General features: G+C 42.6%; 12 protein-coding genes and 1 pseudogene. 3 read left to right on the top strand and 10 right to left on the bottom strand.

The window, feature by feature from the left end; translation table 11 throughout:
- The first annotated feature begins 148 nt into the window (after window positions 1-148).
- Together ACESZG_RS08580 and ACESZG_RS08585 are read left to right on the top strand one after the other, a co-directional pair.
- Window positions 149-967, top strand: a complete 819-nt coding sequence (locus ACESZG_RS08580; RefSeq protein ID WP_173704674.1) for a leucine-rich repeat domain-containing protein — start codon at window positions 149-151, stop codon at window positions 965-967.
- 44 nt (window positions 968-1,011) lie between these two features.
- Window positions 1,012-2,127 (top strand): adenosylcobinamide amidohydrolase, encoded by a 1,116-nt coding sequence (locus ACESZG_RS08585; RefSeq protein WP_025580994.1) that lies wholly within the window; start codon window positions 1,012-1,014, stop codon window positions 2,125-2,127.
- A gap of 341 nt (window positions 2,128-2,468) precedes the next feature.
- Here ACESZG_RS08585 and ACESZG_RS08590 read toward each other — a convergent pair whose 3' ends face one another.
- Window positions 2,469-3,854, bottom strand: coding sequence for a sodium:alanine symporter family protein (locus ACESZG_RS08590; RefSeq protein WP_173699955.1), 1,386 nt, complete (start codon window positions 3,852-3,854; stop codon window positions 2,469-2,471).
- 343 nt (window positions 3,855-4,197) lie between these two features.
- Between ACESZG_RS08590 and ACESZG_RS08595 the strand changes: the two genes are divergently transcribed.
- Window positions 4,198-6,150 carry a TIM-barrel domain-containing protein gene (locus ACESZG_RS08595; protein ID WP_347459533.1) on the top strand — a complete coding sequence of 651 codons (1,953 nt, stop codon included), beginning with the start codon at window positions 4,198-4,200 and terminating at the stop codon, window positions 6,148-6,150.
- 167 nt (window positions 6,151-6,317) lie between these two features.
- On the opposite strand, the gene larC is transcribed toward ACESZG_RS08595, so the two are convergent.
- From larC to ACESZG_RS08640, 9 genes and pseudogenes are all read right to left on the bottom strand, one after another.
- Entirely contained in the window at window positions 6,318-7,670 is a 1,353-nt protein-coding gene (gene larC, locus ACESZG_RS08600; RefSeq protein ID WP_373217986.1) for a nickel pincer cofactor biosynthesis protein LarC, read from the bottom strand.
- Between the two features lie 2 nt (window positions 7,671-7,672).
- On the bottom strand, window positions 7,673-8,434 hold the full coding sequence (gene larB / locus ACESZG_RS08605) for a nickel pincer cofactor biosynthesis protein LarB (RefSeq protein WP_020993373.1): 762 nt from the start codon (window positions 8,432-8,434) through the stop codon (window positions 7,673-7,675).
- A gap of 12 nt (window positions 8,435-8,446) precedes the next feature.
- A pseudogene (locus tag ACESZG_RS08610) lies at window positions 8,447-8,530 on the bottom strand (AzlD domain-containing protein); the annotation flags it as partial.
- Window positions 8,531-8,542: 12 nt separating this feature from the next.
- Window positions 8,543-9,727, bottom strand: a complete 1,185-nt coding sequence (locus tag ACESZG_RS08615) for an ATP-binding protein (protein ID WP_118614478.1) — start codon at window positions 9,725-9,727, stop codon at window positions 8,543-8,545.
- Window positions 9,728-9,902: 175 nt separating this feature from the next.
- On the bottom strand, window positions 9,903-11,303 hold the full coding sequence (rhaB, locus tag ACESZG_RS08620; RefSeq protein ID WP_118566099.1) for a rhamnulokinase: 1,401 nt from the start codon (window positions 11,301-11,303) through the stop codon (window positions 9,903-9,905).
- Window positions 11,304-11,604: 301 nt separating this feature from the next.
- Complete coding sequence (locus tag ACESZG_RS08625; protein ID WP_055150866.1) at window positions 11,605-12,720, bottom strand: substrate-binding domain-containing protein; 1,116 nt, start codon at window positions 12,718-12,720, stop codon at window positions 11,605-11,607.
- Window positions 12,721-12,923: 203 nt separating this feature from the next.
- The gene (locus tag ACESZG_RS08630; protein ID WP_008705556.1) at window positions 12,924-13,904 is read right to left on the bottom strand and encodes an ABC transporter permease; all 981 of its coding nucleotides are present in this window, start codon (window positions 13,902-13,904) and stop codon (window positions 12,924-12,926) included.
- A gap of 11 nt (window positions 13,905-13,915) precedes the next feature.
- Window positions 13,916-15,427, bottom strand: a complete 1,512-nt coding sequence (locus ACESZG_RS08635) for a sugar ABC transporter ATP-binding protein (protein ID WP_008705558.1) — start codon at window positions 15,425-15,427, stop codon at window positions 13,916-13,918.
- Window positions 15,428-15,447: 20 nt separating this feature from the next.
- Window positions 15,448-16,425 (bottom strand): ABC transporter permease, encoded by a 978-nt coding sequence (locus tag ACESZG_RS08640; RefSeq protein WP_008705559.1) that lies wholly within the window; start codon window positions 16,423-16,425, stop codon window positions 15,448-15,450.
- Between the last annotated feature and the right edge of the window lie 146 nt (window positions 16,426-16,571).

A 16,571-nucleotide genomic window follows, 5' to 3' on the forward strand; every position in this document is an offset into this window, starting at 1 on the left:
GAAGTATCATCCTTACATATGTTTTCTCTGTTCCTTTTAAGGAATATAGAACACCGGCAGTTATTGGTACCTTGTTATTTTTATCATAGTCCATACTACTCCCATGCAGAGAAAACAACATTGTCTATCAGCAAAGGAGTATTTTTTTATGTCAAATTCTCTGACACTTACGCGTCGTAACTGCGGACAGTATATTGAGAAGAATATGGAACTTCCACAAAACTGCCGCTCTATCTCAGCAGAAACCTTTTTTAACAGACCTGATATTCGTTCTGTGGTATTTCCCTATGAAATGGAACAGATTGGAAACAAAGCCTTTCAGGGATGTTCCCGGTTAAACAGAATAGAGCTTCCTGAACATCTGCAAAAACTTGGCATAGGGGTATTTTCAGACTGCATTTCTCTGAAAAAAGTCAAAATTCCCGCCAGCCTTACCAGTATTCCAAAAAACGCATTTAACAATGGCCGGAAACTGAACAGTCTGGAGTTCGCCCCGAACAGCAAACTGACATTTATCGGTCCGAATGCCTTTTCAGAATGCGCTACTCTTACGGAAGTTGTTTTCCCTGCCTCTCTGGAAGAAATCGATGACAGGGCTTTTTATAAATGTAAGAAACTGAGTTGTATTTCTTTTCCGGGGGGGGATTTAAGGGTTATCGGAAAGCAGGCTTTCTATTTCTGCGGAATGGATTCGCTGCAGCTGCCTGATTCGCTGGAAGTTCTTGATGAGAGTGCTTTTTTTAAGTGCTGTAATCTGACCTCTGTGGTGATTCCGCCCAATGTCAGATACCTTGGAAAATGGATCTTTCATGGATGTAACCGCCTGCAGTATCTGGAGATTCGCCATGATCCTGAATTTATCGGGGAATGGATCATCAACAAAGCGGCTACGATCCGCTGTTATAAAGGTTCTAAAGTAGACAGATACTGCCAGCAGTCAGGATTCAAAGTAGAATACTTTTCCTAATAACAACAAAATCTGTATTGAACAGACAAAAAAGAGGAATGTTTATGAATGATACTTTTACTTATTTTCAAAAGAAGGGATGTACTGTTTTTTCTTTTCCGGGAAAAACAAGGGTTCTTAGCACCAGTCCTCTTAATGGCGGGATCACTGCTCATCTCACGCATGCTTTAAATATCAACTGCATGAATGGTGCCTATGAATGTGAAATGCTTGGAAACACCTATGAGGAAGACCTGAACATTCATACAAAAGAGCTGGGAATTGATCCGCAGACAGCAACCGCACTCAGCACAGCGGCATGGACTGAACTGTGTGCTGTTGAGAAAATCTGTTATCAGGAGTTATCCGTGACTGCTGCTGTTACAGGGGGAATTGATTCAAACGGAATGTGTCCGGGAGATCCTTCTTCTTACTATGAAAGAAACGGTGCTTACGAGATGCTGCCACCCGGTACGATCAATGTTTTTATCTATATCAATCAGAATGTTACAGAGGCAGCCATGGTCCGCTCAATGATGATTGCTTCGGAGGCAAAAGCAGCGGCCGTTTCACATCTCTTACTTGGAAGCTGTTATTCAGAAGAAATCGCGACAGGTTCTGGTACTGACGGAATGGTGATTGCCTCGGCTATGGAGGGAGAGCTGACACTTACCGATGCCTCCGGACATTCCAAGCTTGGAGAGCTGATTGGCAGGGCAGTCCGTATGGCAGTAAAACATGCCCTGATGAAACAGACAGCTGCCTGTGGTCCGAGACAGTTTCAGGTTCTTGTTCGTACTGGCAGATATGGAATCACCCCGGGAACTCTGTGGGATTTTTATACAGAGCACGAGATTCTTTTTCATGCATACAATATTAGTTTTAAGAAAGCTTCTGAGCTGGAAGGAATACTTCTATCGCGAAACAGAAACAGCAATCTGGTTTTATGTGTGTCTCTTTATCTTCATCTGATGGATCAGCTTCGCTGGGGACTAATCATGGAACCGGAGGCTGTCCGAGAGGGAAAAAGGCTGCTTCTTTATGGACTGTACTGTGGACGGGATACTTATCTGGGCGATGTTTATCCTGAAGATGTATGGAAGAACGAAGTACTGAAAACATTTTCACTTAAAGAACAGCTGATTTATATTTTAATCTGTTATTTTTCTGTCAGATCATAGTTGGATCATCACATTTTTATGGTAAAAATATTCTATGCCTGCTTTCTCCTGATGAAATACAAAAGGGAAGTGAATAGAATAAGTTCAATGTCCACTCACTTCCCTCCTGAAATCGTTGAAATCTATATACACATTATAAGGGAAAAGCCGCAAAAAAGCGAATCCGGGTGGTTGTGGATAAAGTAAAAATGACGGATAAAAAACAGTACATAACATCAATAAAAAAATTTAAAATTCGTCATTTTTACTAATGCCCTATGCAAGGGTCTGAACAATAACCTAACATCAAGCATCAGGTAAACTAATAAACAGCCTGAAGAAAACTCTCCAGACTGTTTTTATCATTTCTGTGCGAAATACTCTTTTGTAAGTGTAATGGCGGTTCCTGAAAGCAGGAATACACCAATTAAGTTGGGGATTGCCATGAGACCGTTGAATGTCTCAGCAATACTCCAGAGAAGTCCCAGATCTACAGTTGCACCAATGATTGCCACTAATGAATAGGCGATCATAAATGGGCGGATAACTTTTGCAGAGAATAAGAATTCAATGCAGCGAGCTCCGTAAAGTCCCCATCCGATAATCGTTGAAAATGCAAAGCAGCACATGGCAACTGCCGTAAAGATGGAAACCCAGCCTCCATATGTAGCAGTAAATCCGGAAATTGTAAGTTCTGCACCTGCCGCTGCACCGTAATTTACCGGCACGCCGCTTACAAGGATTACAAGTGCTGTCAGAGTACAGATCACGATCGTATCTGCAAATACCTCAAAGATACCAAACATACCCTGTTTTACAGGTTTGCTTGTATCCGCACAGGCATGAGCGATAGACCCTGTACCAAGTCCGGCTTCATTGGAGAAAATACCTCTGGAAACACCCTTTTTCATACTGAGGAAAAAGCTTCCGATCACACCACCTGTCACTGCTGACGGATTAAAGGCTCCATAAACAATATCATGGAAAACTGCCGGAACTCTTCCGATATTTAAGATCACAACGCCCAATGCAAGTGCAATATAAAACAATGCCATAAACGGCACCAGCTTCTCGGAAACACTTCCGATTCGCTTGATACCACCCAGCAGTACCATACCAACCAGCAGCGTGATCACAATTCCAAGGATCAGATTCAGTCTGCCTGTGGAAGACTCTGAGATCACATTAAAGTTAATAAGAGCTGTATCAATTGCTGTTGTAATGGTATTTACCTGCGTGGCATTACCTGTTCCAAATACAGTCAATACACCGAATGCAGAATAAAGAACTGCAAGAAATTTCCAGTTCTTTCCCAGACCATTCTTAATATAATACATAGGTCCGCCTACATAATCTCCATGTCTGTTTCTCTCACGGAAATGTACTGCCAGGGTAACCTCTGTAAATTTCGTGCACATTCCAAGGAGCGCGGAAACCCACATCCAGAATACAGCTCCCGGTCCGCCGATGGCGATAGCTCCGGCAACACCGGCGATATTTCCCGTACCTACTGTACCTGCCAGTGCAGTACAGACTGCCTGGAAAGGTGTCATGGAACCGTCAGAGGCTTCTTTTTTCTTAAAAATTCTTCCCAGTGTGGTTTTAAGCGCATACGGGAATTTGCGGATCTGGACAAAACCAGTCCGCAGGCTCAGGTAAAGCCCTACGCCGATAATACAGATCATAGCCGGGACACCCCAGATAAAATTATTTACGACGTTATTGATGGATTCAATTGTCTGAAGCATGTTAAATAAACCTTTCTTTCGTGTAATAATAACAGTTTAGCACTTTTTTCACCGTATGTACAGAAAAATTCTATTAAGATAAAGCATTAAAGCACAATAAGTTAACAGCGCAAACAGATACGATCAGCCGCTCCACTGCTTGCCATACCCATATCACTGCTTCACAGTTTGAGCAAAAGTCAAAATAACGTATAAATTTGTCATAATTTCAGTAGCATTTCCTCACCCAAACCTCTATTATTGTAAATATGAAATCAAGGAAAACACCTATGTATTTTCTAACAGTACTTAAGCGTTTCAGTCATTAATTTAACACTTTTCAACCTAAGGAGGACATGACAAAATGATTCAGAAATATACTTACGGAACCCCATTTGAAACCGATGCCATCGTAACTTCTATCCCGGCTTCTGAGGGAACTCCTGCATACGGAACTATCTCCACAGAGAACGGCTTCTCTTTTACTTATGACATGGATGACAACGATGTTGTCTATGGTCTGGGCGAATCAAACCGCGGAATCAACAAACGTGGATACGTTTATGAAAGCAACTGTTCCGACCAGCCAAACCATACAGAAGATAAAATCTCCCTCTACGGAGCACATAACTTCATCGTAATCTCCGGAAAACAGACTTTCGGTCTCTTCGTTGATTATCCCGGAAAACTGAAGTTTGATATTGGTTACACACTCTCTTCCCAGTTAAAGATCACCTGTGAGGATGCAGATCTTTATCTGTATGTGATCGAGGGTGAAACCCCTTACGATATCGTAAAACAGTTCCGCAAAATCATCGGAAGAAGCTATATCCCGCCTAAATTCGCATTTGGTTTCGGTCAGAGCCGCTGGGGATATACAACTGCTGACGACTTCAGAAAAGCTGCTGACGGATATCGTGAAAACAATATTCCGATCGATATGGTATACATGGATATCGATTACATGGAAGACTACAAAGATTTCACAGTCAATCAGGAAAACTTTCCTGACTTTGAGGCCTATGTCAATGAAATGAAAGAAAAAGGCATCCACCTTGTCCCGATCATCGATGCAGGTGTCAAGGTAGAAGCTGGCTATGATGTTTATGAAGAAGGCGTTGAGAAGAACTACTTCTGCAAACGTGAAGACGGCAGTGATTTCGTTTCCGCTGTATGGCCGGGCTGGACTCATTTCCCGGATGTCCTGAACGCAGATGCCAGAGCATGGTTCGGACAGAAATACGAACGTCTCATTTCCAAAGGAATCGACGGTTTCTGGAATGACATGAACGAACCTGCAATGTTCTGTACACCGGAAGGCGTTGCTGAATTAAAAGAATACATCAAAGACAACTTCATGGACAAGGAAGAAACATCTGGATTCGTTCTCGGCGCAAAGGTAAAAGGACTTGCAAATAATCCGGAAGATTACAAACGCTTCTATCACAATGTAAACGGTCAGAAGATCCGCCACGACAAGGTACATAACCTGTTTGGCTATAACATGACCCGTGCAGCAGGTGAAGCATTTGAAAAAATCGCACCTGGCAAACGTTTCCTGATGTTCTCCCGTTCCTCCTATGTGGGAATGCACAGATACGGCGGAATCTGGATGGGAGACAACAAATCCTGGTGGTCACACATCCTTCTGAACTTAAAGATGCTTCCATCCCTGAATATGTGCGGTTTCCTTTACACAGGTGCAGATCTGGGCGGTTTCGGTGCAGATACCACACGTGACCTGGTACTGCGCTGGCTGGCACTTGGTGTATTCACACCTCTTATGAGAAACCACTCCGCTCTGGGAACCAGAGAACAGGAAGCTTACCAGTTTGAAAATATCGAAGACTTCCGCCATGTGATCGGTGTCAGATATCGCCTTGTTCCATATCTGTACAGTGAATACATGAAGGCAGCATTAAACGATGATATGATGTTCCGTCCGCTGGCATTTGACTACACAGACGATGCATTCGCAACTCAGGTAGAGGACCAGCTTCTCCTTGGAAACGAAATCATGATCGCACCAGTTTACACACAGAATGCAAAAGGCCGCTATGTATATCTGCCGGAAGAAATGATGTTCGTAAAATTCCTGCCTGACGGAACAATTTCTCAGGAGATTCTTGAAAAAGGACATCACTATGTAGAAGTTGCCCTGAATGAAGTTCCACTGTTTATTCGCAAAGGAAAAGCAATCCCGGTTGCTGATGTTGCGCAGACAGTAAAGGATATCGATCCGGCTACGATCCGCATGATCGGATATGAGGGAGCTGAATATGACCGTTATGATGATGACGGTGTAAGTACTCTGTAATTTAACCGAATCAGACAACTTTCCCTGCCTGAATTGCAAAAAGTACCAGGTAGCAGATAGAACTGAACCAGAAGTCACCTCATAAAAATAATAAAAAGAAACAGTCACATACATCTGATGAATGTTGAGATATTCACTCAAGTATGTGACTGTTTTCTTTTACGTTGTTATTCTTTATCTTTATTTGCCAAAACAATATAACGGTAAATTTCTGTAAACGGGATCTCTTTTTCTCTGCTCAACTGTGCAACGCTCTCATATTCCGGATAAAGCTGCTCTTTTCCATTCAAAGTGCATACCTTTACCTGAACTTCTCCCCATGGAGTCGGAAGGGTTCTCGTTTCTCTGGGAAGAATCGTACGTTCCATTCTGCTATAACGAATTCCAATCGTAGTAGTTTCTTCAAAAATAATATTCTGAAGCGTTTCCATATCTTCTTCCTTACAGATCACATTCAGAACCCATGCAGGTCTGTTCTTTTTCATAAAAACAGGCACATAATGCACATCTCTGGCACCGGCTTTCATTAGACGCTCCATGACAAATCCCAGAACTTCTCCACTGCAGTCATCAATGTTTGTCTCCATCTTGATAATCGTATCTTTGGTTTCCTGATTTTCAGCTTTCGGATTATTTCTGATTTCCGGGTTTTTGAATTCTTCTGTCTGAGCCTTTTCTTCATCTATTTCTGCGCTCTGTGAGATAATCATTGCCCTTAGGATTCCCGGACACTCATACTGGCGTTTACCTGCACCGATTCCAATCTTCTGGATTTCAAATGTTTCCGGAAGTTTATCTTTTGTTTTCACTGCTGCCACTATCGCCGCACCTGTAGGCGTTACAAGTTCACCTTCTACCTCTGTCATTTTCAGATATAAATGATTGGCACTTACTATATTTGCAACTGCCGGAACCGGGATTGGCAGGATGCCATGCTGACAACGGACAGTTCCCCGTCCCTCACAGAGAACAGGAACGATTACCTCTGTAACATCCAGATTATCCAAGCAGACTGCCACAGACACAATATCCACAATAGAGTCCACTGCTCCCACCTCATGAAAATGCACCTGATCCACAGGCACATTGTGTGCTTTACTCTCTGCCTCTGCAAGAATTTCAAATATACGCAATGCGATCTTCTTTGCATTCTCAGTCATTGCGCTATGCTCTATAATATAGGTAATTTCTTTTATTCCACGGTGTTCGTGATGGTGATGGTCTTGCGCTGTTCCTGTGCCATGGGCGTGATTGCTCTCATGGCCTTCATGATGATGTCCATGCAGATATTCCATATCATGGTCATGATTTTCATGCTCTTTATCCAGCACAACATCAAAATCACATGCATCTATTCCGGACTTCACAACTCTGCTGATCTTTGTCTCAAATCCTGATACCTTAAGACTCTTCAGCACCCTGTCCAGCACTAAACGGTCAGCCCCCAGATCAAGAAGCGCCGCAACCGTCATATCACCACTTATCCCTGAATAACATTCCAGATATAATGTTTTTCCCATAATCAATTTCCTTTCTCATCTGTACCTGCTGCCAGACGGTTGATCTGCGTTGCCAGATAGCCGGCACCGTAGCCGTTATCAATATTCACCACAGCAATCCCATTCGCACAGGAATTGATCATAGTAAGAAGTGCCGAAAGACCATGCATACTTGCACCATAACCCACAGATGTCGGTACTGCGATCACCGGTCTGCTCACCAGACCGCCCATCACACTGGCAAGAGCTCCCTCCATTCCCGCAACTGCAATTACACAGTTCGCACTCTGGATCGTCTCCAGTCTGGAGAATAAACGATGCATTCCGCTGACTCCCACATCATAAATCCGTTCAACATTTGTGCCAAAATATTCCGCTGTCTGTGCAGCTTCCTCAGCAACCGGAATATCTGCAGTTCCTGCTGAACACACCGCAATCTTACCAATACGCTTCTTATCTTTCTTTTCAACCTTTAAGATACGCGAGATCGGATCATATTCTGTCTCCGGAAACTTCTCCTTCACCAGTTCATACTGATGTTGGGAAGCTCTGGTTCCGAATACCTCACCGTCTTCTCTGTATAATCTTTCAAAAATATTCAGAAGATGTTCATCTGCCTTATTACTGCAGTAGATTACTTCTGCGAAACCGGTTCTTGCCTTGCGGCTTGTATCCAGCTTCGCATATCCCATTTCTTCATAACTTTCTTTCTTAAGGATTCGCTCTGCCTCCTCCACAGATACAGAACCACTTTTTACACTTTCAAGAATCTCCTGTAAGGTCATGGATTCCTCCTTTTAGAACACCACCTGCACCAGAAACATATAGACAACCGTTCCCACTATAATACTGAGCAGTGTATTTCTCTTCCACAAATGAAGATTTTGCTGTTATCATTCTTTTTCCTTATCAGCGCCCTTATTTCCACGCTGATCGTAGTCATCCAGGAAATTGTAGTATTCTCCATCTTTATGATATCCCATAACAGTACGAAGATTAATATCCCGCACACTGTTAAAGATATTCGTCTCGATCACACTGCTTGTATTTCTAAACTGTGCAACCAACTCTTTCATCTCATCACGCTTGGAACCACGTCCGCCCCCACAGCTTACACAGTTCTCAGTAAAACGGCATGCACACTGAATGAAGTGCAGCCCATTAGTATCTCTCCATGCCTTGATCGCAGATTCCTTGATCAGATACATAGGACGGATCAGTTCCATTCCCTCAAAATTCTGACTGTGCAGCTTCGGCATCATAGTCTCCACCTTACCACTGTACAGCATACCCATGAGGATTGTCTCGATCACATCATCAAAATGATGTCCCAGCGCAATCTTATTACATCCCAGCTCCTTGGCATGAGAATACAGATAACCACGTCTCATTCTCGCACACAGGTAACAGGGATTATTCTCAATTTCTGCCACTGTATCAAAAATATCACTTTCAAAAACCGTAAGAGGAATTCCCAGAAGCTCTGCATTATCCTGAATAATCTTCCAGTTATCCGCATTATAGCCCGGATTCATTACCAGAAACACCAGTTCAAAATGAATCTTCCCATGACGCTTCAGCTCCTGAAGCAGCTTCGCCATCAGCATAGAGTCCTTACCACCTGAAATACAGACAGCAATCTTATCTCCCTCCTGAATCAGCTGATACTGATTCAAAGCCTTGGTAAACGGTCTCCAGACTGTCTTTCTGAACGTCTTGATAATACTGTGCTCAATCTCTTTCGTCTTCAGTTCCTTCTGCTCCTTAGCATCATTCTCCATAAAACGGCTCAGAGAAAGTCTCAGATAGGCACGATATCCACCTTCAATATTCACAGCCTCATACCCTGCATCACTCAGCTTCTCCACACAGTCCCGGCTTCTGTCCCCCGTATGACAGAGAACATACACCATCTTCTCCCTGTCCACAGACTCCATTCTTTCCTCAAACTCATCCAGCGGAATATTCACTGCCCCCGGAAAAGATCCCCTGCTGTACTGATCCGCCGGCCGCACATCCACGATCGTAATCTTAGAAGAATCAATCTTCTCCAGCTCTTCCACACTAATTGTATTCATATATAACCTGCCTTTATCTATTAAAATCAATCACTTACCTCTGATGAATCACCCTGTATTTCCGCCCAATTCACCAGCCATCATTATACTTTGAAACCCCATGATAGTCAACATATTCCCTTTCCGTTGACTCGTAACACAAAAGGAACAGAGCCAATGCCCTGTTCCCCTTTTATTATTTATAAACTTTTACACCAAAGGATTCATGAATGATAGTACGAGCCTCTTCAATGGTTTTAAACTCTTCTGCTTTCAGCATCTGTGCTGTGATATTTCCGATTGCAGTTGCCTCTCCTGGACCTGCATGGATTTCTTTCTTTGTTGCCTTTGCAGTCAGCTCATTGAGATATCCTGCGTTGGAACCGCCGCCCACGATATGAATACGGCTGTAAGTCCTGCCTGTCATCTCTTCCAGCTCTTTTGCTGTCTTTGCATAGCATTCCGCAAGACTTGTGTAGATAACTGTTGCAATCTCTCCCAGAGTTTCCGGAACCTTCTGTCCTGTTCTGCGGCAGTAATCCTTAACTTCCTCTGTCATATTGTCAGGAGAAAGGAAACACTCATCATTTGCGTCTACTCTTGACGGGAAATCCTTTGCTTCCTCTGCCATTGCGCAGATTTCTGCAAAGCTGTATGCATCATTTACTTCATGACGCACAGACTGGATCATCCAGAGTCCCATGATATTCTTCAGGTAACGGAAACGGCCTGCATAACCGCCTTCATTTGTGAAGTTCATCTCACAGCTCTTCTCAGAGCAGTCAGCTTCTTTTCTCTCAATTCCCATCAGTGACCATGTTCCTGAACTAATGTAAATAAAGTCATCATCATTTGCAGGAACTGCCAGTACAGCGGATCCTGTATCATGTGTTGCAGGTGCAACTACTTCCAGATCAAAGCCCACTTCTTCCCTGATCTTATCTGACAGATGTCCGATGCCTGTTCCGGGCATAATCAGCTTCTGGAACATTTTTCTCGGATAACCGAGCATATCGATCAGTTCATAATCCCAGTCCTTAGTGATCGGGCTTACAAGCTGTCCTGTCGTAGCTTCTGTGTACTCACAGGTTTTCTGTCCTGTAAGAAGGAAATGGAAATAATCCGGCACATGAAGAAGTGTCTCCGCCTGTTCCAGATATTCCGGATGTTTCTTTTTCACTGCCATCAGCTGATAGATCGTATTATAATCAGCTTTCTGGATACCTGTTCTTGCATAGAGATCTTTCAGGGAAATTGCCTTATAAACTTCTTTATCCATTCCCTCTGTACGGTGGTCACGATATCCTACTGTATTTCCAAGAACATTGTCATTTTTGTCCAGAAGTACGAAGTCAACGCCCCATGTGTCCACGCCCATACTTACCGGAATCTTGCCAATTTCTTTACATTTCTTCAGACCATTTACTACCTCTTTGAAAAGACGGTCAAATTCCCAGCAGAGTTCTCCGTCTTTCTTTACCATTCCATTCTCAAAACGATAAATTTCTTCCAGAACCATTTTTCCGTTTTCCATATGTCCAATGATGTGACGTCCGCTGGATGCTCCGATATCTACTGCTAAATAATATGCTGCCATTGCAAAACCTCCTCAATATATGAATTTATACGCTTTTCATATCTGATGATTTCATTTTATCTCAACTTACTCCCCAAAATAAGAACCTTGTTTGTCTGAAAAAATGTCCTTATTTGCTCTTTTGAAATCTATCGTCGAAATAAGTATCTTTACAACTTAATAAAATCATCATTTCCAATCATTGTTTTATTGTTTGAACAACAACGCCGCACTTGCCATACGGCAGTGCGGCGTCTGTATTTGTATTAATAATTAATACTTAATTCTAAGGATTCATTTCCTCTCGATATTTACTTATCGATTAGTCATAAAGGTTAGGAGCGATTTCTTCGCTGTCCATGTTTGTGGAATCATACCAGTATCCATCTGTAGGAACATCTTCAAGTTCCTGTCCGTTAGCTGCTGCTGTCAGAGCGTAGATTGCATAGTAACCCATCATCAGAGGAGACTGTGTAACAGCACCGATGAATGTTCCATCCTGTACAGCGGCTTTAATGATAGAACCAGCATCGAAACCAACACCGATAACATCGCCTGCTCCTGCGTCAGAACCAAGAACGTTCAGGTTAGCATTAGCTGCAAGAACACCTTCTGCTGCTGTCTGGTTGGAACCGAAGATAGCGATGCAGTTTTCCTGAGAAAGGATTGCCTGAGCCTCTGTTGAGCAAAGCTCTACAGTTGTCTGTGCAGGAACAGCGACCTGGATAACAACGTCTGCGTCTGCTTCTTTTGCATCTGCACCTTTAGCTGCGTTTACATAGAACTCGTTACCTTTAACTGCAACTGTTTTTCCGTCAGCCTGAATAAGTTCGATCATTTTGTCAATGAATCCGCCACCACGCTGCTGGATGTTCTGACCTGTGGCATCCTGGTTAACTTCACCGATGATAACCTGTCCATCTGCATTAGCTATAACATCTTTGATTGAATTATACATGTTTTCAGCTGCAACAGAACCAGCCTGTGTGTTATCTGTACAAACTTCACATACTACAGATCCTTCCGGAGCATCAGCGATACCTGTATCAAATGTTACTACCGGGATTCCTTTGTCAGCACATTCCTGAAGTGCATCAAGAACAGAAGATGTATCACATGCAGCAAGACCTAATCCGGCCGGCTTTGCAGCGATTGCTGTGTTGATCATGTTAACCTGGTCAGCGATATCAGATTCACTGTTTGGTCCCTGTGCTTTGTATGTAACACCAAGTTCATCAGCAGCTTTCTTCATACCTTCCTGAGCTGCATCCCAGTATGTAGACTGGAAAGATTTAACCATCATCGGGAAATCATAAGCTTCATTAGCTTTCAGATCTTTGAACTGTTCCGGCATATCGGCTGCCATAACGCTTGATGCGGACATTCCTGCTACCATTGCTGCACACATAACTAATGCGATCACTTTTTTTGCTTTCATTTAAAATTTCCTCCTTTTAAATATACATTTAATATAGTTTTTTATAAATGATACCCCGGAGGCTTCCTCTCTCGTTCCGCCTTCCCCAAAATACACATATGACAATACTGTCGCCGAACATCCCCTGGAAGCCCTCCGTTGTTTCATATCCTGCTGTTTTGCATCTGTCGTAAGATGCATTTTTCTTTATTCAGTTTTGAAAATTATTTTGCTGCTGCTTTCTTTTCTTTCATGATATCGATCAGTACTGCAATGATAAGAACTGCACCTGTAATGATCTGCTGCCAGTTTGCCTGAAGTCCGATATATGGAAGACCGGTTTTCAGAAGCATGATAACGAAGATACCGGCTAAAGTACCGATTACTGATCCATAACCACCTGTTGCTGCAACACCACCTACGAATACTCCACCGATGGCATCCATTTCAAGTCCTGCACCGGTACCAGGCTGTACAGTTGGTGTAACTGCCGCATATGCGATAGCTGCAAGACCTGTGAAGAGTCCGCATACTACATATACCATAACATGATAGAATTTAACGTTGATTCCCGAAAGAGCTGCTGCTTCTTTATTGGAACCGATCGCGATCGTATAACGACCGAATTTTGTATGATTCAGAACATATTCCATTACAAGGACCAGAATGATCATCCATAAGAAACCGATAGGATAACGGGAAGCACTTCTTCCTGTTCCAACTGTAATCTTAAAGATTGAATGGAACCATCCGCCCTCCTGTGTAAGTCCCGGCCAGGGAGTGGCACTGCACAGGGATCCTGCACCTCGGGTAATCATACATGTACAAAGTGTTGCAAGGAATGGCGGCAGGTTCATAATACCGATCAGCACACCATTTGCTGCTCCTACAATAATTCCAAGTACAATGCAAAGTAACATTGCAAGTACAACCGGAAGATTATTATTTCTTACCAGAGATCCTGCGATCAATGCGTAACATACCATACCTGTTCCGATTGACAGGTCTACACCTCCTGTAATAAGAGGGAATGTAACACCGATTGCCATCAGAAGATCATAATATGAGAAATCCAGCATACTCAGGATTGTGGTATACTGTCTGAACTCCCTGCTCTTAAAGGAGAAAATTGCAAACAGTACAATAATAACCAGTAATACAATAAATCTCTGATCACTTAAAATACTTTTTTTCTTCTTAGTCATGACTTTCCTCCTTAATTGATGTTCCGTGTTGCATGATTCATAATGTGTTCCTGTGTAGCTTCGGAAATATCAATATTTCCTGTAATCTTACCTTCACACATAACGATAATACGGTCACTCATACGGAGAACTTCTGTCATTTCAGAAGAAATCATGATAATAGATTTACCTTCTGCAGCCAGTCTGTTCATTAACTTGTAAATTTCATTCTTGGCACCAACATCAATACCTCTGGTCGGCTCATCAAAAATAAGAATCTCACTGTCTCGTGTCAGCCATTTTGCGATAACGACCTTCTGCTGGTTACCACCGGAAAGATTGACTACCAGCTGCTCGCAGTTTGGAGTTTTGGTTGCCAGCTCTTTAACGTATTTCTCTGAAACTTCTTTTTCTTTTGATTTATTAATGAAGATACCACTGGTAAATTCTTCCATGGTTGCCAGCGTAGTATTCTCTGTTACAGATTTCTGTACGACACAACCATATCTTCTTCTGTCCTCTGACAGATAACCAATACCATATTTAACTGCATCCTGAGGACTGTTGATAGTTACCTCGCGAAGCTGTCCGTCTTTTCCCCTTATAGAGATCTTTCCACTCTGTTTCGGGTCAGCACCAAACAGTGCTCTTGCTGTCTCAGTACGTCCGGCTCCCATCAGTCCTGAGAAACCAAGAATCTCACCTTTGCGAAGTTCAAAGCTTACATTCTGAACCATCTTACCTGCATTCAGGTTCTCTACCTTAAGAACAACAGGTGCATCCGGTGCAACCATGCTGTGTTCCTTAGGATCTTCATAAATGACACGTCCAACCATCATGTTGATGATGTCTTCTTTTGTACTGTCTGCTGTGATCAGCGTTCCTACATAACCACCATCTCGCATGACTGTTACTCTGTCAGTGATCGTTTTGATCTCATCCATACGGTGGGAAATATAAACGATTCCAAGACCTTTCTTACGAAGATCACGGATAATCTCGAATAAGTCTGCAATCTCTTTCTCTGTCAGTGCTGCTGACGGCTCATCAAAGATAATAACCTCTGCTTTGTGGGAAATAGCCTTTGCGATCTCACACATCTGCTGTTTTCCGACGGTAAGATTGTTCATCTTTTCTTTTGGATTGATTTCAATGTTCAGTTCCTGAAAGAGTTTTTTGGAATCTTCGATCATTTTCTTATCATCAATGCTGAACCCTTTCTTTGGTTCACGTCCGATAAAAATATTCTGAGCTACGGTAAGATCACCTACCATGTTCAACTCCTGATGCACGATTACAACACCTGCATCCTGCGCTTCTCTTGTGTTATGGAATTCAGTTTCCTTTCCTTTATAGGTAATGGATCCTGAATCTTTCTGATAAATACCGGTAAGAACTTTCATCAATGTAGACTTTCCGGCACCGTTTTCTCCCATAAGAGCATGTACTTCGCCGCGTTTCACTTCAAAATTAACGTGATCCAGAGCATGAACTCCAGGAAAGGACTTATCAATGTCCTTCATAGTCAAAATAACTTCACCCATTGTTACATCCTCCCTTCCGATCAGTTCTTTCTGCGTCTTGCAGAAACGTCGACATAAACTGCTACAATTACGATAAGTCCTGTGATGATCATCTGCTGACCTTTACCAAGACCAAATGCCATGATACCCTGCTGAAGAAGAGAAATGATAAATACACCGATGACTGTACCGCCGATAGAAGCAAGTCCGCCAACCATGGATGTACCACCCATTACACAGCCTGCAATCGCTTCATTGTTGTACTGATCGCCGTATCCAGGCTGAACAGTTGTATAAGCACCAACAAAGAAAATTGCTCCGATTCCTACAAGAACACCGCAGATCACATAAGCAAGCATTCTCCATTTTTTTGTATTAACACCGCTGAGTCTTACTGCTTCGCTGTTAGAACCAAGACAAAGGATATAACGTCCCGGTTTTGTGTTATAAAGAATAATTCCACAGATCACTGCTGCTGCCAGGAAAATCACAAGTCCTACAGGGAATCCCTTATAGGAGATAAGATTTCTGAACCATCCGTTTACAGGATCACTTCCCAGTGGCCAGCTGACGGACTGTGTCTTTGTAAATACAGATGCAATACCTTTTGCAATGTTCATAGATGCCATGGAAATGATAAATGGCGGAACTGACATATAAGATACCATCCAGCCATTAAACACGCCAAATGCAAATCCGATCAGAATGCAGATCACCATTGCTGCTGCACAAGGTACATGATAAGATGTCATGCAGTAACCTGAGATCAGGGCACAGCAGAACATTACAGGTCCAATGGAGAAATCGATTCCTCCAGTGGCAATTACAAATGTTACTCCAAGTGACAGAAAGCCCAGGAAGTATACATAGTTCAAAGTAGATTTGATACTGTCACCTACAGGGAACTTACTTCCCAGAACTACTTTGAAGACTACGAACATAAGAACCAGAATACATGCTAACAGGATTCTGTTCAGACCGAGTTTCTTCACAATTGGATTTTGTTTCAACTTTTCCAAGTTTTTCACCCTCCTTACGTTATTTCGTATCTCTCTTTGTTGTCTATATCTTACCTTACCTGTCGGATAATTGTAATGAAATATCTTCCAAAAAAAGGTTAAATATTTCCTTTTTTTCATCCGGAAATATTTAACCTTTTTGCTTC

The sequence above is a fragment of the Blautia sp. Marseille-P2398 genome (assembly GCF_964240315.1).
Lineage (GTDB): Bacteria > Bacillota > Clostridia > Lachnospirales > Lachnospiraceae > Blautia_A > Blautia_A wexlerae.